Below are 24,489 nucleotides of genomic sequence, written 5' to 3'. Positions count from 1 at the left end.
CCGATGGTACTTGGTGGGAAGCTGCCTGGGAGAGTAGGACGTAGCCGCGTAATCTTTTTTATTTTACGTGGATTTAAGTGGTGGTTGATATTTAGTTTGTGCTTGGGTCATAAAGCTGAGAAAATGCTTTGAATGACCGCTGCGCTACAAACTAAGTCTCAACCACTTTTTGTTGTATAAAAATAAAAAGATTACACTTGTACGAGATGGGATTAAAATATAAAGTAAAAAATGATAAAAGATACTTTAAAAAACTTGATTATAATTATATGATTGAAATAGTTGTTTAATATAACCACAATATGTTTTAGGAGGAGGATCTTTAGCTTGAAATTTAAGTTAAAGTAAAATTAAAAGTAATGAATACACCAATAATAGATTCTTTAAGAAAAATAGTTGATGATAATATAATATCATTTCATATGCCAGGTCATAAGAAAGGCGCTATATATAAAATGCTAGGGTATGAAGATATACTTGAAAATTTATATAAGCTAGATACAACTGAGATTCCAGGGACGGATAATTTACATTCACCAGAAGAGTGTATAAAAGAGTCTCTTAAAAGGGCTTCAGAAGTATTTAAAAGCGATAAAACTTTTTATTTAGTGAATGGATCTACTTGTGGAATTGAGGCAGCTATAATGGCTTCTGTAAATCCTAAAGAAAAAATAATACTAAATAGAGATTGTCATCAATCAGCTATTAATTCCTGTATAATTGGAGATATAGATCCAATTTATGTTAATCCTAGTATAAATAAAGATAGTAATACTTTATCTGGAGTTAGCTTTGATGATGTAAAAAGTGTCATAGACTCAAATTTAGATGCAAAGGCAGTTTTTCTGACTTATCCAACTTATTTTGGGGATATATTTGATTTAAAGTCTATTTGTAGTTATGCACATGAAAAAGGTATGACTGTTATAATAGATGAAGCCCATGGAGCTCACTTAGGGTTAAGTGAGAAGCTACCAGAGACAGCATTAAGCCAAGGCGTAGATATAGTAATACAAAGTACTCATAAAACATTACCATCCTTTACACAATCATCTATGATTCATATTAAAGGAAATAGAATAAATATAAATAAGTTAACAAATATGCTGAGAATAACAGAATCTTCAAGCCCATCATATTTACTTATGGCATCTTTGGATATAGCTGTAGATATATACGAAAAAAACGGGTTTGATTTGATGGACAAACTTTTAAGTAATATAGATGAATTTAAAAGTGAACTTTATAAGCTTAAAAATATTAAAGTAGATGAAAGTAAAGATTATACTAAAATATTTTTAAATACAAAGAAACTTGGGATTACAGGACATGAATTAGAAAATATTTTAAGAGAAAATTATAATATACAGGTTGAGTTATCTAATTACTATGGTGTTTTATTGATTGCAACAATTGGGAATACAAAAGGTGAATTTGTAAAGTTAAAAGATGTATTATTTGAAATAGATAAAATTTATAAGAAAGAAAGTCATTTAAAAAACGTATCGTATCCAATTAAATTACCTAAAAAGATATTAAGTCCAAGAGAAGCATTCTATATGGATAAAAAAATGTTAAAATAGAGAATAGCATAGGAAAAATTTCAGGTGAGTATATAATACCATATCCACCTGGAGTTAGCTTAGTATCTCCAGGAGAAGAGATTACGAAAGAAGTTATTGATTACATTATAGAATGTAAATCTAAGGGAATGAACGTTAATGGAGTTAAAGATAGTGAACTTAGGTTTATTCAAGTTATAGACATAGATTAAATTCATAAGAAAGGAAGAGAATATTAGTTACGTATATGAGTATATTAAGCGTGATCAATATTGATAGGTGTAAAAAATGAAAGGAAAGTTAATAATTATAGAAAGTGGTTCAGATGCTAGCGGAAAAGCAACTCAAACCAAAAAATTATACAATAGATTAATAGAGGATGGGTATAAAGTAAAAAAAGTCGAATATCCAAACTATAAATCAGACTCTGCTTCACTAGTTAAGATGTATTTAAATGGAGACTTCGGGAAAAATGCTAATGATGTAGATGCATATGTAGCTTCTACATTCTTCGCAGCAGATAGATACGCATCTTTTAAAACGGAATGGGAATCTTTTTATAATGAAGGCGGAATTATAATAGCAGATAGATATACTACTTCAAATATGGTTCATCAAGCATCGAAAATGGATGAACAAGAAAGAGATAAATATATAAATTGGTTATTTGACTTTGAGTTTAATTTATATAAGATTCCACAACCAGATTGTGTAGTATTTTTGGATGTTCCTGTAGAGTTTAGTAAAAAACTTATGGAAAATAGAAAAAATAAATTTACAGGGGAAGAAAAAAAGGATATACATGAAAGTGATATAGACTATCTAACAAGATCATATAATAACTCTTTATATATAGCAAACAAGTATAATTGGAATAAAATTGATTGTATAGACGATGAAAAATTAAGAAGTATAGATAACATACATGAAGAAATATATAAAGTCGTTAAAAAAACTATAGATTCTATGGAGAAATAGATATGTATTTTGAAAATATTATAGGACAAAGTTTTGCTAAAAAATATTTATCAAACTCTATTACAAAAGATAAAATAAATCATGCATATTTATTTGAGGGAATAAATGGAGTTGGTAAAAGCACACTTGCACAGGAGTTTGCAAAATTTTTACTTAAAACAAAACATCTTGAGAATAACCCTGATTTTATATCTATAGAACCTCAAGGTGCAAGTATAAAAATAGCTCAAATAAGAAGCTTACAGACTGATGTTATAATAAAGCCACATGGAGACTATAAAATATATTTAATTACTGATGCAGAAAAAATGACTATAGAGTCTCAAAATGCATTATTAAAAACATTAGAAGAGCCACCTAACTACGTAATAATAATACTTTTAACAAATAATAAAAACTCATTACTAGATACAATAAAGTCAAGATGTGATATAGTAAAGTTTTTACCAATACCTTTTATAGAATTAAAGGAGTATTTAAAAACAAAGGGAATTGAAGATAGAAAAGCTAGTATGTTAGCTACATTTTCTAGAGGAAGTATAAGCAAAGCTTTAGAACTGTCTGAGTCATCAGATTTTATGGTAATGAGAGAAGATATTCAAAGTAATATACAAACTATGTTAGACAAGAATGTAGTTGATATATTAGAACTTCCAAGTAAGTATGACAAATATAAAGATAATATTATTGAAGTTTTGGATATAACTTTGAATTATTTTAGAGATATAATGATGCTAAAAGAAAATATAAATAAAGATATGATTATAAATATAGATAAAATAACATTTTTACAAAATATGAGCAAAAAAATTAACTATTCTCAAGTGTCTAAGATTATTGATATAATAGAAGAGACTAAGAAAAAGTTAAGAAGTAATTGTAACTTTAATTTGAGTATACAAGTGATGTCTTTAAATATATATGAGGTGATTAAATGATAAGAATAGTGGGTGTTAGATTCAAAAGTGCAGGGAAAATATATTATTTTGACCCTGTAGAATTCGAAATAGAGAAAAATGTAGATGTAGTAGTAGAAACTGCAAGGGGATTAGAATATGGCAAGGTTGTAGTAGGACCTAAGGAATTAGATGAAAGTGAGTTAGTATCACCTTTAAAACCTATTGTAAGAATAGCAACAGAAGAAGATACTAAGATTTATTTAGAAAATAAAGAAAAAGCAAAAGAAACTTTTGAGGTTTGCCAACAAAAAATAAAAGAACATGAATTAACTATGTTTCTTATAGATTGTGAATATACATTTGATAGAAATAAGCTAATATTCTACTTTACAGCAGAAGGAAGAATAGATTTTAGAGAACTTGTAAAAGATCTAGCTTCTATATTTAAGACTAGAATAGAATTAAGACAAATTGGAGTAAGAGACGAAGCTAAATCTATAGGTGGACTTGGACCATGCGGAAGAAGATTATGTTGTTCTTCTTGGTTAGGGGATTTCCAACCTGTATCTATAAAAATGGCAAAGGACCAAAGTTTATCACTTAATCCTACTAAAATTTCAGGCATATGTGGTAGATTATTCTGCTGCTTAAAATATGAACATGATGTATATAGTGAAGCATTAGAAAAAATGCCAACAGTAGGCTCTATAGTACAATCCCCGGATGGAAAAGGAAAAGTAATTGAAATTAATCCTCTTTTAGAACAAATTAAAGTGGAATTACAAGATAAAAATATAAAACTTTATGAAAAAGAAGAGATAAAGATTTTACAAGAAGCCAAGAAATGTTCTGGATGTGGACAAAAAGATGAAAAACTTGATGCAGAAACATTAAGAGAGTTAAAAAAATTAGAAGATTAATAGGGGGGTAGGATATTTCCTACCCTTTAAATTGCGAATTTTTAACGCTTAAAGAAATTACACTTGCTGGAATTTGTGAATAATCTAAAAAATTTATTTGCATCAAAACACTATATTTTGAGCGTTAAAAAGATTTTAAGCAACGGATAAAGTCGTTTGAGTAACGGGGACACGAGCTTGCCGAGTGGACGTTGACGATATGAAATTTTGGCGATATGAAGTAGTTCGCAGACGTAGTTGCTCAAGCGAAGCGAATTTTTAATGTTAAGGAGTAGATTTATGGACGTAAAAATAAAAGAGACGGAAAGAATAGATGATATTCAATTAAAAGGACTAAGGTTGATACAAGACACAACTGGATTTTGTTTTGGAGTAGATGCTGTTTTACTAGCTAATTTTGCTAAAGTAAAAAGAGGTGCTAGTGTAGTAGATTTAGGAACAGGAACAGGTATAATACCAATATTAATAGCTGGTAAAAGTGAAGCTAAGGAAATTATAGGTGTAGAGATTCAAGAAGAAGTTTATGAGATGGCTTCAAGATCTGTACTATTAAATGACTTACAAGATAGGGTTAAAATTGTAAATGGAGATATAAAAGTAATAGATAAAACTTTAGAAGTTAACAAGTTTGATGTAGTTACTTCGAATCCTCCATACATGCACGATAATGGAATAAAAAATCCAAATGATAAAAAGGCTATATCAAGACATGAAGTAAAATGTAATTTAGAAGATGTTATAAGATCAGCATCTAGACTATTGAAAGATACAGGTAAGTTTTACATGATCCACAGACCAACTAGACTGATAGAAATAATAACATTAGCAAGACAATATAAGTTAGAGCCAAAGCAAATTCAGTTTATTCATCCTAAGCAAGGCAAGGCTCCTAACATAATGTTAGTTCAATTTACTAAGGGTGGAAGACCAGATTTAAAAATATTAGATCCATTATATGTTTATGATGAGGATGGAAATTATACTAAAGAAATTGATGACATATATGCAAATCAAGATATAGGAGAAAAGTAAATGAGTGGAAAATTATATGTATGTGGAACTCCAATTGGAAATTTAGAAGATATAACATATAGAACTTTAAGAGTTTTAAATGAAGTTGATTTAATAGCAGCAGAAGATACTAGACATAGTATTAAACTTCTAAATCATTTTGAAATATCGAAACCATTAACAAGTTACCATGAATACAATAAAGATAATAAAGGCGGATATTTAATAAATAAATTATTAAGCGGAGAAAATATAGCGTTGATAAGTGATGCTGGAATGCCTGGGATATCAGACCCTGGAGAAGAAGTAATAAAACAGGCTATTGAAAATGATATTGAGGTAGTTGTATTACCTGGGCCTACTGCATCTATAACGGCATTAATAGGATCAGGGCTTGAAACTGGAAAATTTGCATTTGAAGGCTTTTTAGATAGAGATAAAAAAAGAAGAAGAGCACAACTAGAAGAATTACAATATGAGAAAAGAACTATTATATTTTATGAATCTCCGCATAGACTAAAAGATACTTTAAAAGATATGCTAAAAATATTAGGGAATAGATCTATATCTATAAATAGAGAATTAACTAAAAAATATCAAGAAATAATAAGAAAAGATATACAAGGTTGTATAGAAATTTTTAATGAAAGAGAAGTAAAAGGAGAATTTGTACTTATAGTTGAAGGATTTAAAGGAGAAGTCGAAAAAGTTTGCGAATATGATGATTTAAATGATAGAGAGTATGTAGCAAAGCTTATGGAAAAAGGTATAAGCAAAAAAGATGCAATTAAAACTGTGTGTAAAGAAAGAAAATTAAAGAAAGATATAGTATATAAACAAGTTCTAGATTTATAAAATAGAGGTGATAAAACATGACATTAGTAAAAAACTAATGGATTGTATAAAAAGTAAAAATACAGTTGATTCAATTAAAAAAATGGATGAGTCAGGAGATTTAGCAAAACTATTGCCTATTACCAGTGATATGAAGTGTGTAGGTGAATGCAAATATCATGTCATAAACTGCTTTGAACATTCAATTCTAGCTGTTAAATTATTTGAAGATATTGTAAAGGAAGAAAACTTTTTTGAAACCCATTTAAAACATAGGGTATTTGAATCTTTAAACAAAGAATTAGAAAATGGAATGAAAAAAATAGATCTTATAAAATTAGGGATATTCCTGCATGATATGGGTAAACCGATAGCTCAAACTGTTGATGATAATGGAAGAATTCATTTTAAAAAACACGAAATATTAGGAGCGAATAAATCATTAGAAATATCTAAAATATTAAATTTAAGTGAGTTAAATTCATCTATTTTATACAAATATATTAGATATCATATGTCATTACTTGAATTATACAGAAATAATGATATGTCCAAAGAAAGATTATTTAATATATTTGATGACCTAAAAGATGAAAGTATAGATATATTCCTTATAGGATATGTTGATATAGTATCAACTCGAAAATTAATAAGACCAGATGAAGACATGGGTATAATTAAATCTTATATGGACTATGCAATAACTAACTACATATATCGATATGAGAGAGGTTAGTTTAGATAAAAGGCAAAGTCGTTGGAATATAGGTATAGTAAAATTTTATTTAATATTAAGATATAGACAATTTGCAAAAAATTTGTATATTATAAAAGTGTGTTAATTTTTTAAATTAATACACTTTTATTACGTTTATATTTAAAGATTTTATTTAAAAAAGGTTAAAAAACAATGCTTTGGAAAACGATTTTATAATTGACTTAAGCTTGGGGAGGATAAGGAATGAGAAAAGATATATCAAATAAATTAAAATCAATTCAACCATCAGTAACATTAGCTATAACTGCAAAAGCTAAGAGCTTAAAAGCTCAAGGCGTAGATATAATAGGATTTGGGGCAGGGGAACCTGATTTTAGAACTCCCAAACACATAAGAGATGCAGCTATAGATGCTATAGAAAATGAGAGTATAGGGTATACTGCTGCTTCAGGAATGGATAGTTTAAAGCAAGCTATATGTGATAAATTAAAAAGAGATAATAACTTAGAATACACTAAAGATCAAATAGTTGTTTCTAATGGAGCTAAACACTCATTATTTAATACTTTATCAGCGATATGTAATCCTGGAGATGAAGTAATAGTTCCTAATCCATATTGGGTAAGTTATCCAGAATTAATAAGATTAGTAGATGCAAAACCTGTATTTGTAGAGTGTCCAGAAGAAGCTGAATTTAAATACACAGTTGAAGCTTTAGAATCTGCAATAACAGATAAAACTAAAGCGATAATATTAAATACACCAAATAATCCAACTGGAACAGCTTATAAAGAAGAAGATTTAAAAGCTATAGCTGATTTAGCTGTGAAAAATAATATATATGTAATCTCAGATGAAATATATGAAAAACTATTATATGAAGGAACTCACAAAAGTATAGCATCTTTTAATGAAGATATAAAAGATTTAACAATAGTTGTAAATGGGGTAGCAAAAGCTTATGCAATGACAGGATGGAGAATAGGATACACTGCTTGTAAAAAAGAAATAGCTAAGTCTATGTCAAATTTCCAAAGTCATGCTACTTCAAATCCAAATACTATAGCTCAATATGCTACAATAGCTGCTTTAAATGCTCCAGAGGATACATTGAAGGAAATGCTTGAAGCATTTAAAGAAAGAAGAGACTTCATGGTTGATAAAGTTAACTCTATAGAAAATTTATCATGCTTAAAACCACAAGGGGCTTTTTATGTAATGGTAAATATAAGTAAACTATTAGGTAAAACTTTAAATGGAAAAGAAATAAAAAATTCAATAGACTTTGCTGATTATTTATTAGATGATGCAAAAGTAGCTGTTGTTCCAGGAATAGGATTTGGAAATGATAATTACATAAGACTCTCTTATGCAACATCATTAGAAAATATAAAAGAGGGTCTAGAGAGAATAGAGAAAGCTATAACTTTATAATTAAGAATTAACATGCTATTTTAACTTGTAGATTTATATTCTACTTGTTAAGATAGCTTTTTTATTTTTGATTTATATAATGTCAATTAGATTACAAAGGTCATATATTATAGAACTAAGTAATATTTTGGAGTATAATAATAAATATTGTTTGAAAAATAGAATAATGGGGGTAATTTATGTTAAAGAAAGGCATAGTAGCTATAGTTATAGCAATTGTTGTATTCCAAACGTATAGCATGGTATCATCAAAAGAAAAGGATACTTATGCAGATGTAAATGAGGATAAAATAGAATCTATAGAAAAAAACCAAAGCATGAAAGAAGTGAGTATATAGAAGGTATACAACCTCTTTATATAGATGGAATATTGGTTGCGAATAAAGATTATGGTCTTCCTAGTGAATATGCTCCAGCAAGTGGAAGTGAAGATTATGAAGCAATGGAAGCTTTTAAAGAAATGCAAGAAGCTGCAAAGAAAGATGGACTTGAAATAAATGTAAGAAGCGGATATAGAAGTTATGATACACAAGTTCAACTATATAATAATTATGTTCAAAGAGATGGAAAAGAAGCTGCTGATAGATACTCTTCAGTACCAGGGTTTAGTGAACATCAAACAGGACTAGCTTTAGATATATCAAATGGAAATTATAAAAAATCAATAGGGCCATGGTTTGACAATACACCACAAGCTAAGTGGTTGTATGAAAATGCATATAAGTATGGATTTATACTTAGATACCCAAAAGGTAAAGAAGATATAACTGGGTATATGTATGAATCTTGGCACTATAGATATGTAGGTAAAGAGCATAGTAAGAATTTTAAAATGAATGATTTAACACTAGAAGAATATTTGGGATTAAAATAGAGGATGAAAAAAATCATCCTCTATTTTATTTATAATATAGATTTACCTTCGATTATTGTTGAAAGAATAACAGATGTTTTAGTTCTTCCTACTTGCTTAATTTTATCAATTACTTGTTCAAGTGCATACATATCTGGAACTATAACTTTTAGTAAAAGACAATCATCCCCAGTTATGTGATGACATTCAACAATACGGTTATCACGTTTAACGTAGTCTATAAAAGATTGATAGTTTTCACTAGGTAAAGATATATTTATAAAAGATTTAATTACTCTTCCTAATTTATCTGGATTTACGATAGCTTTATAGCCTTTAATAACTCCAGATTCTTCTAACCTTTTAACTCTTTCTGAAACTGCAGGTGATGTTAAACCTACTATTTTACCTAAATCCTTCATGGAAATTCTACCATCTTCTTGCAGTAGTTCTATAATTTTAAAATCTGTTGCATCCATATTAAAACTCCTTTCGACTTTCGATATTAGTTAAACATTTTTTAGTGTCTAGCATAGAATTTTTTAGATTCCAAAGATTTTCAGATAAGTCAACTTTGTATGTTTGAGGATAGACTAGTCGTCTATATTCTCTCCATAAAGTATTTAGTTCATTTTGAGCATATTTTTTTATTTCAGACACTGATCTTTTTCATATACACAATTTCCATTAACAAATAAAGGTTGTAAAAGTTCTCTGATTGTATAATTTTTAAATGTTTTTTCTTCCATGTATATACTGGATGGAACACAGTCAATGGTTTTGTAGTATCTAGAACCTCATCTTCAAGCATTATTAAATCTGCTTCAGCTTTTCCCTGATTATTATATATTCTAACAACTTTTTTGTATCCAGGATTAGTAATTTTCTCTGGATCTTCAGAAATTTTTATTTTTGGTTCGATTTGGTTATTTTTAAAAGATGCTACCAGTTTATAAACTCCGCCTAATGATGGAGAATCAGCTGAAGTTATTAGTTTTGTTCCAACTCCCCAAGAATTAATTGGAGAACCAGATGATTTTAAGCTTGATATAGCATATTCATCTAAATCATTAGATGCTGTTATTTGTATATCCGTGAAACCTTCTGAATCTAATACTTTTTTACATGCTTTAGATAAATAATCTAAATCACCAGAGTCTAGTCTGATTCCAACTGGTTTATAGCCTTTAGTCTTTAAATCTTTAAAGACTTTAATTGCATTAGGAACTCCACTATTTAAAACATCATAAGTATCTACTAATAAAAGGCACTTATCTGGATAAATTTTTGCATAAGCTTCAAATGCCTCTAATTCAGAATCGAATTTTTGAACCCAGCTATGAGCATGAGTTCCAACTATAGGGATATCAAACATTTTCCCTGCGAGTACATTTGCAGTGGCACTACATCCCCCGATTATAGCTGCTCTTGCACCATATATTCCTGCATCTGGACCTTGAGCACGTCTTAATCCAAATTCTAATACTGAATCACCTTGAGCTGCAAAGCAAACTCTTGAAGCTTTACTAGCTATTAGTGACTGGAAGTTTACTATTGTAAGCAATGCAGTTTCAATAAGTTGAGCTTGATAAAGTGGTGCTTTAATCCTTATTATCGGTTCATTTGGGAACATTACAGTTCCTTCAGGAACAGAATAAATATCTCCTGTAAATTTAAAATCTTTTAAGAAATCTAAAAATTCATCTGAGAATAAGTTTAGGCCCCTAAGGTATTCCAAGTCACTGTTGGAAAAATTAAGGTTATTTATGTACTCAACTAGTTGATCTATACCACAAACAATCGTATACCCACCCTTGCAAGCGTTTTTCCTAAAAAACATATCAAATACGACTATATCATCATGAACACCATTCTCAAAATATCCATTAATCATAGTAAGCTGATATAAGTCAGTAAGAAGTGTTAAATTTTTCATTATATATCTCCTTATTACCCTAAAAATATAAAAAATTACATAAGTATACTAAAACATAATATAGGATAAGTTTCAAGTATAATATGGGAACTTACTATCATAAAATTCATAAGAGGGGGTAGATTTATATGGGAAAAATATGGTTTTGGATGATTTCAATTGGGATAGTAGGAAGCATATGTACAAACAATTTAGCACAATTAAATGAAGTTATATTGAATGAATCATCTAAAGGAATTGAATTTGCAGTAAGTTTAGCCGGAATAATGGCCCTTTGGATGGGGATTATGAATATAGCTAAAGATTCTGGATTAATAAATAAAATAGGGGATATATTATATCCTATTTTAAAAAAAATATTTCCATCTATTCCAAAAGGTCATAAAGCTATGTCATATATAGTTATGAATATGGTTTTAAATATGTTAGGAGCAGGAAATGGAGCTACAGCATTTGGATTAAAAGCTATGAATGAATTACAAACTTTAAATAAAAGAAAAGATACAGCTACAAATGATATGGTTATGTTTTTAGTAATAAATATTTCATCTATACAAATTATTCCATTTACCATGATTAAATTAAGGTTAGATGGAGGATCATCGAATCCAGGAGAAGTAATAATTTCAACTTTATTTGCAACAATTGTATCTACTATAGTTGCAATAACAAGTTGTAAATTCCTTCAAAGAAGGAGGTATAAGTAATGATTGATTTATTTTCAAATTCTATAATACCTATTATTATTCTAGGGATTGTAATCCATGGAAAGATAAAAGGTGTAGACATATATGATAGTTTTGTTAAAGGTGCTATAGATGGATTAAAGGCTACATGGAGCATATTGCCATACATAATAGGAATATTTTTAGCAATAGGAATATTTAAAAGTGGAAAAGGAATTGATATGTTAGAGTTTATATTTAAGCCTATAGCAGAATTATTTAGTATTCCAAAAGAGCTAATAGGCCTTATAATAGTTAAACCTTTATCGGGAAGTGGAGCTTTAGGAATGTATAATGAACTTGTAAGTAGAGTAGGGATGGGAAATTTAGTTGAGAAAATGGGGGCAACTATAGTTGGAGCATCGGAAACTATATTTTATACAATGGCTATATATTTTGGAAGCTTAAAAATAAAAAATACTAGGCATACTTTAGCATGTGCAATGATGAGTCATGTTGCAGGTGTATTAGCGGCTGTGTTTATATGTTACATATTATTTGCTTAAAATATTCAATCTTAAAATTTAATATCGGATACATAGTATGTCCAATATTGTTCGATAGGCTAAAAACATTTTGTAGAATTTATACAAGAAAGTTTTTTGTTAAATTTTAAAATTTTTTATTTACAATTACATAATAAGGCACTATAATTAGTTTATAATAAAATTTCAAAATTAAATTCTATGAAAAAGAGAGTAACATTAAATTGAGTTTCAGCGAGCTAGGGTTGGTGTGAGCCTAGTAATGACGTTTATTGTGAAGAGAGCTTTGGAGAAGGTTGCCTGAAATAATAGTATGGTAATCGGTGAGCCTGCCTTAAAGGATAGAGTGGATAAGTTTACTTGTCAATTAGAGTGGTAACGCGGATATAATTCGTCTCTTGGTTTTTATAACCAAGAGACTTTTTTAATATAATGAATTATATTTGTATTAGCATATATTTGATTAACTTATCAATGAGAGTGGTACCACGGATAATTTCGTCTCTTAGCATTTTGCTAAGGGGCTTTTTTTATGCTTAAGTGGACAATTAAGGAAAAATTATAACAAAAGCAACTATGAATTATCAATTACTAATAATTATTAATTAGGAGGTATTATAATGAAAATATTAAAAAAAGTAGTGTTTACGGGATTAATAGGAGTTTTAACTTTAGGTGTAGTAGGATGTTCATCATCAAAAGAGGATGAAAGTCAATTGCAATCAATCAAAGATAAAGGAGTACTAACGGTAGCTACAAGTGCAGATTACCCTCCGTATGAGTTCCATAAAAAAGTGGATGGAAAAGATAGCATAGTAGGATTTGAAATGATGATAGCAGAAGAAATAGCAAAAGATTTAGGTGTAAAGTTAGAAATTAAAGATATGAAGTTTGATGGTCTATTAGGGGCAATTAAATCAGGAAATGCAGATATGGTAATTGCAGGAATGAGCCCAACAGAGGAAAGAAAAAAAGCTGTTAATTTTTCTAATGTATACTACAACGGAGAACATACTATTTTAGTAAAAGAATCTAATAAAGATAAATATAAAAATATTGAAGATTTAAAAAGTGCAAATATAGCTGTACAAAAAGCTAGTTTACAAGAAACTATAGCTAAGGATGTTATAAAAACTAAGGATATAAAATCTTTAGGAAAAATATCAGATGTAATTTTAGAGCTAGAAAATAATAATGTTGATGCAGCTGTAGTAAGTAAAGAAGCTATAAGTGGATACTTAAAACAATATCCTGATCTTGTAGAATCAAATGTAAATTTAGGTCAAAATCAAGGTGAAGGATCAGCTATAGCTATAGATAAATCTCAAGATAAAACTTTAGTAGATCAAGTAAATAAAACATTGGATGAATTAAAATCTAAAAATAAAATAGAAGAGTTTGTTCAAAAAGCTACTCAATTAGCGCAATAAACAGGAGGTAAATTATAATGGATTTTAGTTTTTTAAGTGATTATTCACAGTTTTTTATAGATGGAACGAAAATTACAATTGGAATATCGATATGCACACTAATTTTAGGATTTTTAGCTGGAGTAATAGTTTGTATGGCGAGAATTTCAAGAAATAAAATTTTTAGTATTTTAGGTTCAATATATATAGAATTTTTAAGAGGAACTCCTTTACTTGTTCAAATATATATAATTTACTTTGGATTCCCTACAATAGGAATAAAATTTCCAGATGTAGGACCTATACCATCTGAGTATATATCAGCGATAGTGGCACTTTCTATTAACTCAAGTGCATATATAGCAGAAATTCTTAGATCAGGAATACAATCAGTAGATAAAGGACAAATGGAAGCTAGTAGATCATTAGGATTTGATTACTCGACTAGTATGAGATTAGTAATTATCCCTCAAGCATTGAAAAATGTACTTCCAGCTTTAGCAAATGAATTTATTGTTTTGGTAAAAGAATCTTCAATAGTTTCTGTAATAGGAATACAAGATTTAATGTATAGTGCAGATATAGTCAAAGGAAACACTTATTTAGCATTTGAGCCATTACTAGTAGCAGCTATGATTTATTTTGTACTTACATTTACACTATCTAAATTAGTTGGATTATTTGAATTAAAACTTGAAAATAAAAGTGTAAGAGAATCAAAATCTGCTTTTAAAATTTTCAAAACTACTAATGCTTAATAAGGAGGTTAAATTATGATCCAAGTAAAGAATATAAAGAAAAAATTTGGTAAATTAGAAGTATTAAAGGATATAAATTTAGATATAAAAAAAGGAGAAATAGTAGCTATTTTAGGGCCAAGTGGATCTGGAAAGAGTACGTTGTTAAGATGTTTAAACTTATTAGAAAAACCAAATAACGGAGAAATTATTTTTAATAATCAAAATATACTAGATAAAAAATGTGATGTTAATAAGGTAAGAGAAAATATAGGTATGGTGTTTCAAAATTTTAACTTATTTCCAAATATGACAGTACTAGAAAATATAATTATAGCACCTATTAAATTAAAAAAATAAATAAAGATGAAGCTATTGAAGATGCTTTAAACTTGTTAGACAGAGTTGGATTATTAGATAAAAAAGATGCATATCCATCTCAATTATCAGGAGGGCAAAAACAGAGAATAGCAATTGCTAGAGCGTTAGCCATGAAACCGGAAGTTTTACTATTTGACGAACCTACGTCTGCGCTTGACCCAGAGATGGTTAAAGAGGTTTTAGATGTTATGAAAGAACTTGCAGATGAGGGAATGACTATGGCTGTTGTAACTCATGAAATCGGATTTGCTAAAGAAGTTGCAAGTAAAGTTGTATTTATGGATGGAGGGTATATCCTAGAAGAGGGTACACCTAAAGATGTATTTGAAAATACAAAAAATATAAGAGCTAAACAATTCTTTGATAAAGTTATATAAAACATAGCAATGTAGGAAAATTACATTGACATAATGTAGTAAATTTAATAAAATTAAGCTTAATAAGTTATATAAAAATTCGCTTCTCTCATGTCGCCAACGACCTTAATAAACAGGTCCGTTGCTCAAGTTTATGAGTTGATAATTATATTAATCTAAAGTTCACGATTAAATATAATTACCTAAGAATTAAAATAATATTAACAAAAACAATGAATATAACATATACTTTATGTTAAATATAATAACTAATTAAGCTATGAAGAGATGAGTAAATAATTATTTTTCCTACAGAGAGCTAGATAAGGTGAAAGCTAGTGTTAAAAGAGTTATTGAATATGGTCTTGGAGCTATTTTATCCGAATAGTAGATTAATATCTATTTTTAAGATAAAACGGATGGACTCGTTATCGTCTTTTGAGATATCTAATATAATATTTTTTATTAGATAAAGTTAGGGTGGTACCGCGAATATAACCTCGCCCCTATGTATATCATAGGAGGCGAGTTTTTTATTTATATAGAAAATGAGGAGGAAAATATATATGACAAAACCAACTTTTTACGTTACAACTCCTATATATTACCCAAGTGGTAATTTACATATAGGACATACTTACACAACTGTTGCAGCAGATGCAATAGCAAGATTTAAACGTTTCTGTGGGTACGATGTAAAATTCTTAACAGGAACAGATGAGCACGGTGAAAAAATACAAAAAACTGCTAAAGAAAAGGGAATGACAGAAATAGAGTACCTTGATGGAATGATAGCAGATATACAAAAACTATGGAAAACTATGGATATATCTTATGATGACTTCATAAGAACAACTCAAGAAAGACATGAAGTTATAATACAAAAAATATTCACTAAGTTATATGAGCAAGGTGATATATATAAAGGATCTTATGAAGGAAGATACTGTACTCCTTGTGAAAGTTTTTGGACAGAATCTCAATTATTAGAAGGAAATAAGTGTCCTGACTGTGGAAGAGATACTTATATAGCGAAAGAGGAGGCATATTTCTTTAAACTATCTAAATATGAAGATAGATTAAGAGAGTTATTTGCAGATCCTAACTTCTGTTTCCCTGTATCTAGAAAAAATGAAATGGTTGCAAACTTCTTAGATAAAGGATTAGAAGACTTATGTGTAACTAGAACTACTTTTGATTGGGGAATTAAAGTTCCTTTTGATGAAAAACACGTTATATATGTTTGGGTAGATGCGTTATGTAACTATATAACAGCTTTAGGATATATGAGTGAAGATGATTCTGAATACAAGAAGTATTGGCCAGCTAATGTTCATATAGTAGGAAAAGAAATAATGAGATTCCATACTATAATATGGCCAGCTATATTAATGGCTTTAGGTGAAGAGATGCCTACACAAGTATATGGTCATGGGTGGATATTATTTGATAACGACAAAATGAGTAAATCTAAAGGAAATATAGTATACCCAGAACAGATGATAGAAAGATATGGAGTAGATGCTCTTAAATACTTTTTATTAAGAGAATTTGCATTTGGTCAAGATGGTAATTATACTCACAAAAACTTTGTAACTAGACTTAATTCAGATTTAGCAAATGATTTAGGAAACCTAGTAAGTAGAACTGTTTCTATGGTTGAGAAGTATAACGAAGGAATAATACCAATGCCAAAAGTAAGTACTGAGTTTGATGATAATTTAAAAGAAACAGCTAAAAATTCAGTTGAAAACTTTGAAATAGAAATGAATAAACTTCAATTTAATGAAGCTTTAGAATCAGCTTGGAAATTAATAAGAAGAACTAATAAATATATAGACGAAACTATGCCATGGGCTTTAGCTAAAGATGAAGCTAAAAAAGATGAATTAGATGTAGTGTTATATAATTTATGTGAATCTATAAGAATAGTAGCAACTCTTATAAATCCAATGATGAACGATACTGCTAAAAAGATATATGGACAATTAGGAATAAATGATGAGAGTTTAACTACTTGGGAAAGTACTAAAACTTTTGGATTAATAAAAGAAAATACAAAGGTTGAAAAAGGAAATGCATTATTCCCAAGATTAGATATAGAAAAAGAAGTAGAAGAACTACAAGAATTATTTTCAGAGAAAAAAGAAGAAGTAGAAGCGCCATTAGAACATAAACCAGAAATATCTATAGATGATTTAGATAAAATTGAGCTTAGAATAGGTAAAATTGTAAGCTGTGAAAAACATCCAAAAGCAGATAGACTTTTAGTATCACAAGTAAAAGTAGGTCCAGAGACAAGACAAATAGTTTCAGGAATAGCTAAATGGTATAAGCCAGAAGATTTAATAGGAAAAGAAGTTACAGTAGTATGTAATTTAAAACCTGTTAAATTAAGAGGGGTAGAATCACAAGGAATGATATTAGCTGCAGGAGATAATGGAGATGATTTAGTCGTACCATTCACAGAAGGAGCTAAAGACGGTTGCGAAGTTAGATAAGGAGATGACAAAATGTTATTTGACTCACATGCACATTTAAATGATGAAAGATTTGATGAAGATAGAGAAGAATTAATAAATTCTCTTAAAAATAAAGGCGTAGATTTAGTTTTAAATCCAGGAGCTTGTATAGAAACATCTAAAAGCAGTGTAGAATTAGCTAATAAATATGATTTTATATATGCTGCAGTCGGAGTTCATCCTCATGATGTAGGTGAAATGAACGAAGATGATATAGAAACATTAAGAAAACTTGCTACTCAAAATGAAAAAGTAAAAGCTATAGGTGAGATTGGTTTAGATTACTATTATGATAACTCTCCTAGAGAAACTCAAAAGGAATGGTTTAAAAGACAAATAGAACTAGCTAATGAACTTAAATTACCTATAATAATTCATGATAGAGATGCACATGGAGATACATTTGAAATAATAAAAAACACAAAAAGTCCTGAAATAGGATGTGTTCTTCATTGTTATAGCGGGAATGTAGAACTTGCTAAAGAATATATTAAAATGGGATGCTTAATATCTATACCAGGAACTGTAACATTTAAAAATAACAAAAAAACTAGAGAAGTTGTTAGAGAAATACCTCTTGAGTATTTATTTATAGAGACTGATTCTCCATATATGGCTCCAGAACCACATAGAGGAAAAAGAAATGATCCTTCTTTAGTTCAATTTGTAGCTGATAAAATAGCTCAAGAAAAAGGAATTTCATATGAGCAGGTTTGTGAAGTTACAAAAGAAAATGCTAAAAGATTTTTCAATATAAAATAAAGATAAAGGGGGTGTCTAAGACATCCCTTTATTTTGTATAAAAATATTTAAATTAAGGAACAATCTGATTTGTAGCCTTGATAAAATTTAGCATAAAGCTTAAAATATAAAGATATTAAGTAAAATGAGCGAAAAGGTGATTAGATGATAAAGGAAATAATAGTAGTAGAAGGAAGAGACGATGTAACTGCTGTAAAAAGAGCATTAGATGCAGAATTAATAACTACAGGTGGATTTGGATTTCCTAAGGGAGTTATGGAAAGAATAAAAGCTGCACAAGAAAGAAGAGGAGTAATAATATTTACTGATCCAGATTTTGCTGGTGAAAAAATAAGAAAGAAGATAGCTGCAGAAGTTCCAGGATGTAAACATGCATTTTTACCAAGAGAAGAAGCTAAAAAAAATGGAGACATAGGTATTGAAAATGCAACTCCAGAAAGTATAAGAAGAGCTCTTGAGAAGGTAAGAACTGAAAGTACAGATAAAAGAGATGAATTCGGACAAGTAGACTTAATAAGAAATGGGCTTATAGGAAGTGATGATGCATCGCATAGAAGAGATAAGCTAGGAATGATACTTGGTATAGGATACGGAAATGCAAAACAATTTTTAAATAGACTAAATAATTATGGAGTTAGTAGAGAAGAATTTGAAAAATCTTTAGAGACTCTATAAAAACTAGATAGGTAAAAGGAGAAAAATATGGATAGACTTTCGTCACATAGAAAAACCAAAGAAGTAGTAGATAAACATGGATTTAAGTTTTCTAAGTCATTAGGACAAAACTTTTTAATAGATGATAATGTAATAGATAAAATATTAGATGGAGCCAGACTTTCTGAAGGTGACAAAATAATAGAGGTAGGACCGGGAATAGGAACTCTTACTCGTGAAATGGGAAAAGTTGCAGATAAAGTGGTTGCTATAGAAATAGATAAAACTTTAATTCCGATACTTAAAGATACTTTAGATGAATTTGAAAATATAGAGGTTGTAAACCAAGATATATTAAAAGTAGATGTACAAGGATTAGTAAATGAAAAATTAAGTGGAGGGCCAGTTAAGCTTGTTGCAAATCTTCCATATTATATTACAACTCCAATAGTAATGAAGTTTTTAGAAGAAGATATACCTGTAACAGATATAGTAGTTATGGTTCAAAAAGAAGTTGCAGATAGAATGAATGCAGGTCCTGGAACTAAAGATTATGGAGCATTATCTATAGCAGTTCAATATTATTGTGATACAGAAATTGTAGCAAAAGCACCTAGACATATGTTTATACCTCAACCAAATGTTGATTCAACAGTAATAGGTCTTCATGTAAGAGAAGAGAAAAAATACAAAGTAGACAGCGAAGAAATATTCTTTAAAACTGTAAAAGCAGCATTTGGCCAAAGAAGAAAAACATTACTAAATGCACTAGGAACTTTAGGGTTCTTAGATAAAGATGAAATAAGAGAAGTTTTACAAGAAGCAAATATAGATGAGAAAAGAAGAGGTGAAACTCTATCTATCGAAGAATTTGCAAATCTTGCAAACTGTGTAAATAAAAAAGTACCTTCTAAATAGAAGGTACTTTTTTGCATGTCCAAACATATAATGTTTAGAGGGATTTATATTTTTTATAGGGGGGATAACTTTGAGTACTAAAAAGAGATATAAAAGAGATTATATAATTTTAGAAGCCAAGGATATGAATTTCAGATATAAAGACAGAGTTTTACCTAAAGCTTTTGCAAAAGTTGAAGTGACAGAAGATAAATCACTAGTTGCTCTTTATGTAGAAAACTTAAAATATGTTAGAGAAGGATATAAAGTAGTTGCGATATTAGAAGATTATAACACTGTAGATTTAGGAAATATAGTTTTAAGCGAGCAAGGAAAAGGGGAATTTGCTTTAAGTTTAGATGAAAATACTTCAAATATTAAATCCATAGCTTTAACATACGAAAAAAGTATTCCTTTAATAGGTTTTAAAGGAAGTAAATTAGAAAATTATGAAGAACTAATATTTGCTGAAAATGAAGAATATGGAGAATATGAAGAAATAGAAGATGATGAATATGAATACGAAGAAGTTGAGTATATTGATGTAGAAGATGAAGATAGCGAATATGAATATGAATATTTAGAGTATATAGAAGTAGAAGAAGGTGATCAAGAAGAAGAGATAGAAGATGAATACACAGAGCCTAAACAAGAATATGTTCCTAATAACAATAATAGAAATCAAAATCAAAGTCAGAAACAAAAACAAAATAAATATAGCAAACAAGTTGAAGATATAAAACAGGTAAATGAAAATATAGAATATGAAGAAGTTGAAACAACTAAAATAAGAAACTTATTAATGCCTAGACAAATAAAAAAAGGATTAAAAATGTTTAAAGAAGTGAAACCATTTGTAAATGAAAGCTTTGATAATACTAGATGGTGGAAAATAGAAATAACACCAATGACTATGTGTGGTTATACAATGCCTTATTTAGGATATGTAAATACTCTAAATTATACGATGTATAGTGATATAGTTTTACAAGCTTATAGATATAGACACTATTTATTTGGTGTTGAATATGATGAATATAATAAACGTAAAAATTATATATATGCAATTCCAGGTAATAAAAATGAACAGCCTGATCAAGGACATACAGGATTTGATATGTATAAGCCTTGCGATGACAGAAGTGATAAATTAGGATACTGGATATGTCTTGTAGATTCTAGAACTAGAAAAATTGTAAAATAATTGGCACTAGTTTTAAAATATCGTTTTCTCTTGAAAAAACTACCAATATAAATTACAATGTATATATCACATATACCAAGGAGGAGATTTAAGATGATAAACAAACAAAGATTAATAGACGAATTCATTGAATTAGTAAAAATAGATAGTCCTTCAGCTAAAGAAGGCAAAGTTGCAAAGGCTTTAGTAGAAAAGTTAGAAGCTATAGGATGCGAAGTTTGCATAGATGAAGCTGGAACAAAAGTTGGAGGAGAAACAGGAAACGTAATAGCTAAATTAAAAGGAAACAGAGAAGGTAAAACTATTTTATTCAGTTCTCACATGGATACAGTTAGCCCAGGAGAAGGAATAAAACCTATAATAGATGAAGCTACTGGAATAATAAAAAGTGATGGAACTACAGTTTTAGGTTCTGACGATAAAGCTGGTATAGCAGCTATATTAGAAGCTTTAAGAGTTATACAAGAAAACAATATAGACCACGCTGATATAGAAGTAGTATTCTCTATATGGGAAGAAGGTGGATTATTTGGAGCTCAATACTTAGATTATTCTAAAGTAAGCCCAGATTTTGCATTCGTTTTAGATAGCGGTGGATCTCCAGGAGAAATAATAACAAAAGCTCCGGCTCAAGATAAAATAGAAATAACTATAAAAGGTAAGCCAGCACATGCAGGATTACAACCAGAAAATGGAGTAAGTGCTATAATGGTAGCTTCTAAGGCTATAGAAAATATGAAGTTATTAAGAATAGATGAAGAAACTACTGCAAACATAGGTATAGTTAATGGAGGAATAGCTACTAACATAGTTATGCCAGAACTTGAAATAGTTGCAGAGGCTAGAAGTTTAGAAGTAGGTAAATTAGAAGCTCAAACTAACCATATGGTAGAAGAATTTAAAAAAGCAGGAGAAGCTATGGGAGCAGAAGTAACAGCTAAAGTAACTAGATGTTATGCACCATTCAAAATGGATGATAATGAAGAAATAGTAGAACTTGCTAAAAAAGCATTCTCTAACTTAGGAATAGAAGCTTATACAGCAGCAACAGGTGGAGGAAGTGACACTAACGTATTAAATGGAAATGGCGTAAAAGCTGTAAACTTAGGAATAGGTATGAAAAATGCTCATACATTAGAAGAATATATAGCTATAGAAGATATAATAAATTCTTCAAGAGCAGTATTAGAAATAATTAAAGAAGCTTAATCAAATATATGATATAATATAAAGATCGCCCAACATTTGTTGGGTGATTTTTCATTTTAAAGATAAATGATAATTAATATTGAATTATAACTATAATTTATTGCACTTAATATTTAATATAAGTTTAAATGTGAATAAAAATGGATAGTAAAATAAAAGATAGTATTAAAAGGAGGAAAATTAAGTGGAAACAAGGTATGATGAAGCAAATAAGGTAACAATAAAATCTATAGTATGGAATGTTATTTTAACTTTTATAAAAATATTTGCAGGTATGGTAGGTAAATCTAACGCTATGGTTGCAGATGGACTACATTCAGCATCTGATATTATTAGCTCGGTAGGAGTTTTAATAGGAAACAAAATAGCTAATGCTCCCAATGATGAAAATCACAATTATGGACATGAAAAAGCTGAGACATTGGTATCTTTTTTACTTTCTATATTATTAATAGTGGTATCTGTAAAAATAGGATTTGATGCATTAAAATCATTATTTAATTTAAATAGTGTTAAAATCCCCACAGTTTTACCATTAGTAGTATCTGTTATATCAATAGCTATAAAAGAGTATCAATATAGAATAACAATAAAAATAGCTCAAAAAATAAATTCACCATCATTAAAAGCAGATGCATGGCATCATAGATCAGATTCTCTTTCATCTATAGCAGCATTTATAGGTATAGGAGGAGCTATGTTAGGATTTAAAGCATTAGATCCTATTGCTTCTATAGTAGTTGCTTTATTTGTTGCAAAGGTTGGATTTGATATATTGAAAAATTCAGCAAATGAACTTATGGACTATTCTATTGATACAGAAGAAGAAAAACAAATTATAAGCATAGCTGAAGGAACAGAGGGTGTAATCAACTTAGGTGAAATTAGAACAAGAAAACATGGTGCAACTGCATATGTGGATTTAACTATATGTGTAAATAGAGATTTAACTGTATATGAAGGGCATGAAATCGCCACGAAATTAGAAAAAAGGATAATAAAAGACATGCAGTTTGTCAAAGGAATAACAGTTCATGTAGAACCATGTATAAATTGCCCAGGAAATTCATGTAAAAAATAATAAAAAATTTTAAAAGTAATAAAAAAGCACTATGATTAAATTGTAGTGCTTTTTAGTTTGTGAATTTTATAGTATAATAAAATCGTAATTATATAGGGGGGAGCTTTTATGGCAAAGAAAAGAAAAATAAAAAAACGTGTAATCATACTTATAGGGATTATTGTTTTTTCGTTGTATATGCAGGTACATATATTTATTTCTCAAAACAACAAGAAAGTAGTGAACCTGTTAAAGTTCAAGATAAAAGTACAGAATCCGATAATAAAACTTTAATTTCTCAAATGAAAGAGACTGATACTGTGTATATTTCAGATGATAAATTAAAGGATGTAAGGATAGAAAAAGATTACTGGGATCAAATAAAGTTTTTCTCTACAAAATTTAAAGAAGTTAGAAAGCCTAGTAATTACGAAAGTAAATATGAAGCTTACATGGACAATGGAATTAGATTTTCTACAGACTTAGATTACTTTAGAATTTATACAGTAAATAAAGAGGAGTTTTATAAAATTCCAGTATCAGAAAAACAAGCATTTGACAAGTTGCTTCAAGAAAGTATATATACATCTATAGATTCTGTAAAGAAATATAAAACTTGGGATAGTGTAGAAATAATATACAAAGATGAAGTGAAAAAACCGTGGAAATGGAAATATGATGATTTAGCTTATAAAATATCTGTAAAGAGATTAGTTGGAAAAATTCAACCAGAAAAGAGTAAAGAAAGAAGTGAATATAACTTTACTATTAAAATTCATGGTGATGGTTACTCTACTACATTAGAAACAATGGGTAATGATTATGTTAAAATAACATCAGATAAAGCAACTGCATATTATGAAGTTCATAATGGATTATATGAATATTTAAAAAATGATATATTTAAGATTGGAAACAAATAAAAATAGGGCTTAACCCTAGT

General features: G+C 28.9%; 25 protein-coding genes, 2 pseudogenes and 2 other annotated features. Of the genes and pseudogenes, 25 read left to right on the top strand and 2 right to left on the bottom strand.

All coding sequences use genetic code 11. The features are described 5' to 3' along the window. Positions 1–359: 359 nt before the first annotated feature. From LEQ07_RS08910 to LEQ07_RS08860, 11 genes are all read left to right on the top strand, one after another. Positions 360–1,583, top strand: a complete 1,224-nt coding sequence (locus LEQ07_RS08910; RefSeq protein ID WP_263330282.1) for an aminotransferase class I/II-fold pyridoxal phosphate-dependent enzyme — start codon at positions 360–362, stop codon at positions 1,581–1,583. Continuing rightward, entirely contained in the window at positions 1,580–1,774 is a 195-nt protein-coding gene (locus LEQ07_RS22500; protein WP_317852051.1) for a hypothetical protein, read from the top strand. The genes LEQ07_RS08910 and LEQ07_RS22500 overlap by 4 nt, the downstream gene beginning before the upstream one ends. A 76-nt stretch (positions 1,775–1,850) precedes the next feature. Beyond that, positions 1,851–2,540, top strand: coding sequence for a dTMP kinase (locus LEQ07_RS08900; protein WP_046821685.1), 690 nt, complete (start codon positions 1,851–1,853; stop codon positions 2,538–2,540). Positions 2,541–2,542: 2 nt separating this feature from the next. Next, on the top strand, positions 2,543–3,478 hold the full coding sequence (locus LEQ07_RS08895) for a DNA polymerase III subunit (protein WP_021430405.1): 936 nt from the start codon (positions 2,543–2,545) through the stop codon (positions 3,476–3,478). Next, positions 3,475–4,359, top strand: coding sequence for a PSP1 domain-containing protein (locus tag LEQ07_RS08890; protein ID WP_046821683.1), 885 nt, complete (start codon positions 3,475–3,477; stop codon positions 4,357–4,359). Before LEQ07_RS08895 ends, LEQ07_RS08890 begins: the two co-directional genes overlap by 4 nt. A gap of 279 nt (positions 4,360–4,638) precedes the next feature. Next, positions 4,639–5,391 (top strand): tRNA1(Val) (adenine(37)-N6)-methyltransferase, encoded by a 753-nt coding sequence (locus LEQ07_RS08885; protein WP_021430351.1) that lies wholly within the window; start codon positions 4,639–4,641, stop codon positions 5,389–5,391. Beyond that, the gene (rsmI, locus tag LEQ07_RS08880; protein ID WP_046821681.1) at positions 5,392–6,225 is read left to right on the top strand and encodes a 16S rRNA (cytidine(1402)-2'-O)-methyltransferase; all 834 of its coding nucleotides are present in this window, start codon (positions 5,392–5,394) and stop codon (positions 6,223–6,225) included. 37 nt (positions 6,226–6,262) lie between these two features. Further along, the gene (locus LEQ07_RS08875) at positions 6,263–6,940 is read left to right on the top strand and encodes an HD domain-containing protein (protein ID WP_263330281.1); all 678 of its coding nucleotides are present in this window, start codon (positions 6,263–6,265) and stop codon (positions 6,938–6,940) included. Positions 6,941–7,165: 225 nt separating this feature from the next. Continuing rightward, positions 7,166–8,356, top strand: a complete 1,191-nt coding sequence (locus LEQ07_RS08870; protein WP_263330280.1) for a pyridoxal phosphate-dependent aminotransferase — start codon at positions 7,166–7,168, stop codon at positions 8,354–8,356. A 179-nt stretch (positions 8,357–8,535) separates the two neighbouring features. Then, entirely contained in the window at positions 8,536–8,694 is a 159-nt protein-coding gene (locus tag LEQ07_RS08865) for a hypothetical protein (protein WP_263330279.1), read from the top strand. 32 nt (positions 8,695–8,726) lie between these two features. Next, complete coding sequence (locus LEQ07_RS08860) at positions 8,727–9,230, top strand: M15 family metallopeptidase (RefSeq protein ID WP_263330278.1); 504 nt, start codon at positions 8,727–8,729, stop codon at positions 9,228–9,230. 29 nt (positions 9,231–9,259) lie between these two features. On the opposite strand, the gene LEQ07_RS08855 is transcribed toward LEQ07_RS08860, so the two are convergent. Both LEQ07_RS08855 and LEQ07_RS08850 read right to left on the bottom strand, forming a co-directional pair. Beyond that, positions 9,260–9,688, bottom strand: a complete 429-nt coding sequence (locus tag LEQ07_RS08855; RefSeq protein ID WP_021430395.1) for an Lrp/AsnC family transcriptional regulator — start codon at positions 9,686–9,688, stop codon at positions 9,260–9,262. 1 nt (position 9,689) lies between these two features. Then, positions 9,690–11,145: pseudogene (locus LEQ07_RS08850) on the bottom strand (nicotinate phosphoribosyltransferase). A gap of 128 nt (positions 11,146–11,273) precedes the next feature. Here LEQ07_RS08850 and LEQ07_RS08845 point away from each other — a divergent pair. The 14 genes and pseudogenes from LEQ07_RS08845 to LEQ07_RS08780 all read left to right on the top strand — a co-directional run bounded on the left by LEQ07_RS08845 (position 11,274) and on the right by LEQ07_RS08780 (position 24,469). Beyond that, positions 11,274–11,852 (top strand): nucleoside recognition domain-containing protein, encoded by a 579-nt coding sequence (locus LEQ07_RS08845; protein ID WP_046821676.1) that lies wholly within the window; start codon positions 11,274–11,276, stop codon positions 11,850–11,852. After that, positions 11,852–12,376, top strand: coding sequence for a spore maturation protein (locus tag LEQ07_RS08840; protein ID WP_046821675.1), 525 nt, complete (start codon positions 11,852–11,854; stop codon positions 12,374–12,376). Before LEQ07_RS08845 ends, LEQ07_RS08840 begins: the two co-directional genes overlap by 1 nt. Before the next feature lie 171 nt (positions 12,377–12,547). Continuing rightward, positions 12,548–12,757, top strand: a binding site (T-box leader). A 218-nt stretch (positions 12,758–12,975) separates the two neighbouring features. Next, positions 12,976–13,785: a transporter substrate-binding domain-containing protein gene (locus LEQ07_RS08835; RefSeq protein ID WP_263330277.1), complete on the top strand. Its 810-nt coding sequence runs from the start codon at positions 12,976–12,978 to the stop codon at positions 13,783–13,785. A gap of 17 nt (positions 13,786–13,802) precedes the next feature. Further along, positions 13,803–14,522, top strand: coding sequence for an amino acid ABC transporter permease (locus LEQ07_RS08830; RefSeq protein WP_263330276.1), 720 nt, complete (start codon positions 13,803–13,805; stop codon positions 14,520–14,522). A 15-nt stretch (positions 14,523–14,537) separates the two neighbouring features. Further along, positions 14,538–15,259, top strand: a pseudogene (locus LEQ07_RS22495) (amino acid ABC transporter ATP-binding protein). Positions 15,260–15,509: 250 nt separating this feature from the next. Then, positions 15,510–15,749 (top strand) — a binding site (T-box leader). Positions 15,750–15,804: 55 nt separating this feature from the next. After that, positions 15,805–17,739: a methionine--tRNA ligase gene (gene metG / locus LEQ07_RS08820; RefSeq protein ID WP_263330275.1), complete on the top strand. Its 1,935-nt coding sequence runs from the start codon at positions 15,805–15,807 to the stop codon at positions 17,737–17,739. Positions 17,740–17,751: 12 nt separating this feature from the next. Then, positions 17,752–18,522: a TatD family hydrolase gene (locus LEQ07_RS08815; protein ID WP_046821670.1), complete on the top strand. Its 771-nt coding sequence runs from the start codon at positions 17,752–17,754 to the stop codon at positions 18,520–18,522. 144 nt (positions 18,523–18,666) lie between these two features. Then, positions 18,667–19,197: a ribonuclease M5 gene (rnmV, locus tag LEQ07_RS08810; protein ID WP_021430389.1), complete on the top strand. Its 531-nt coding sequence runs from the start codon at positions 18,667–18,669 to the stop codon at positions 19,195–19,197. Between the two features lie 27 nt (positions 19,198–19,224). After that, positions 19,225–20,094: a 16S rRNA (adenine(1518)-N(6)/adenine(1519)-N(6))-dimethyltransferase RsmA gene (gene rsmA, locus LEQ07_RS08805; RefSeq protein WP_263330274.1), complete on the top strand. Its 870-nt coding sequence runs from the start codon at positions 19,225–19,227 to the stop codon at positions 20,092–20,094. Positions 20,095–20,164: 70 nt separating this feature from the next. Then, a complete protein-coding gene (locus LEQ07_RS08800) occupies positions 20,165–21,277 on the top strand; it encodes a hypothetical protein (protein WP_046821668.1) in 1,113 nt (370 codons plus the stop codon). 93 nt (positions 21,278–21,370) lie between these two features. After that, on the top strand, positions 21,371–22,486 hold the full coding sequence (locus LEQ07_RS08795) for a M20/M25/M40 family metallo-hydrolase (protein ID WP_046821667.1): 1,116 nt from the start codon (positions 21,371–21,373) through the stop codon (positions 22,484–22,486). A gap of 184 nt (positions 22,487–22,670) precedes the next feature. Next, positions 22,671–23,567: a cation diffusion facilitator family transporter gene (locus tag LEQ07_RS08790; protein WP_046821666.1), complete on the top strand. Its 897-nt coding sequence runs from the start codon at positions 22,671–22,673 to the stop codon at positions 23,565–23,567. A gap of 108 nt (positions 23,568–23,675) precedes the next feature. Then, positions 23,676–23,840 carry a hypothetical protein gene (locus LEQ07_RS08785; protein WP_263330273.1) on the top strand — a complete coding sequence of 55 codons (165 nt, stop codon included), beginning with the start codon at positions 23,676–23,678 and terminating at the stop codon, positions 23,838–23,840. Between the two features lie 8 nt (positions 23,841–23,848). Then, positions 23,849–24,469 carry a hypothetical protein gene (locus LEQ07_RS08780; RefSeq protein ID WP_263330272.1) on the top strand — a complete coding sequence of 207 codons (621 nt, stop codon included), beginning with the start codon at positions 23,849–23,851 and terminating at the stop codon, positions 24,467–24,469. The last annotated feature ends 20 nt before the right edge of the window (positions 24,470–24,489 follow it).

It is taken from the genome of Paraclostridium sp. AKS73 (genome assembly GCF_025671395.1).
GTDB lineage: Bacteria > Bacillota > Clostridia > Peptostreptococcales > Peptostreptococcaceae > Paraclostridium > Paraclostridium benzoelyticum.
The sequence above is the reverse complement of the archived record's forward strand: the minus strand, read 5'-3'. Positions and strand labels throughout refer to the sequence as shown.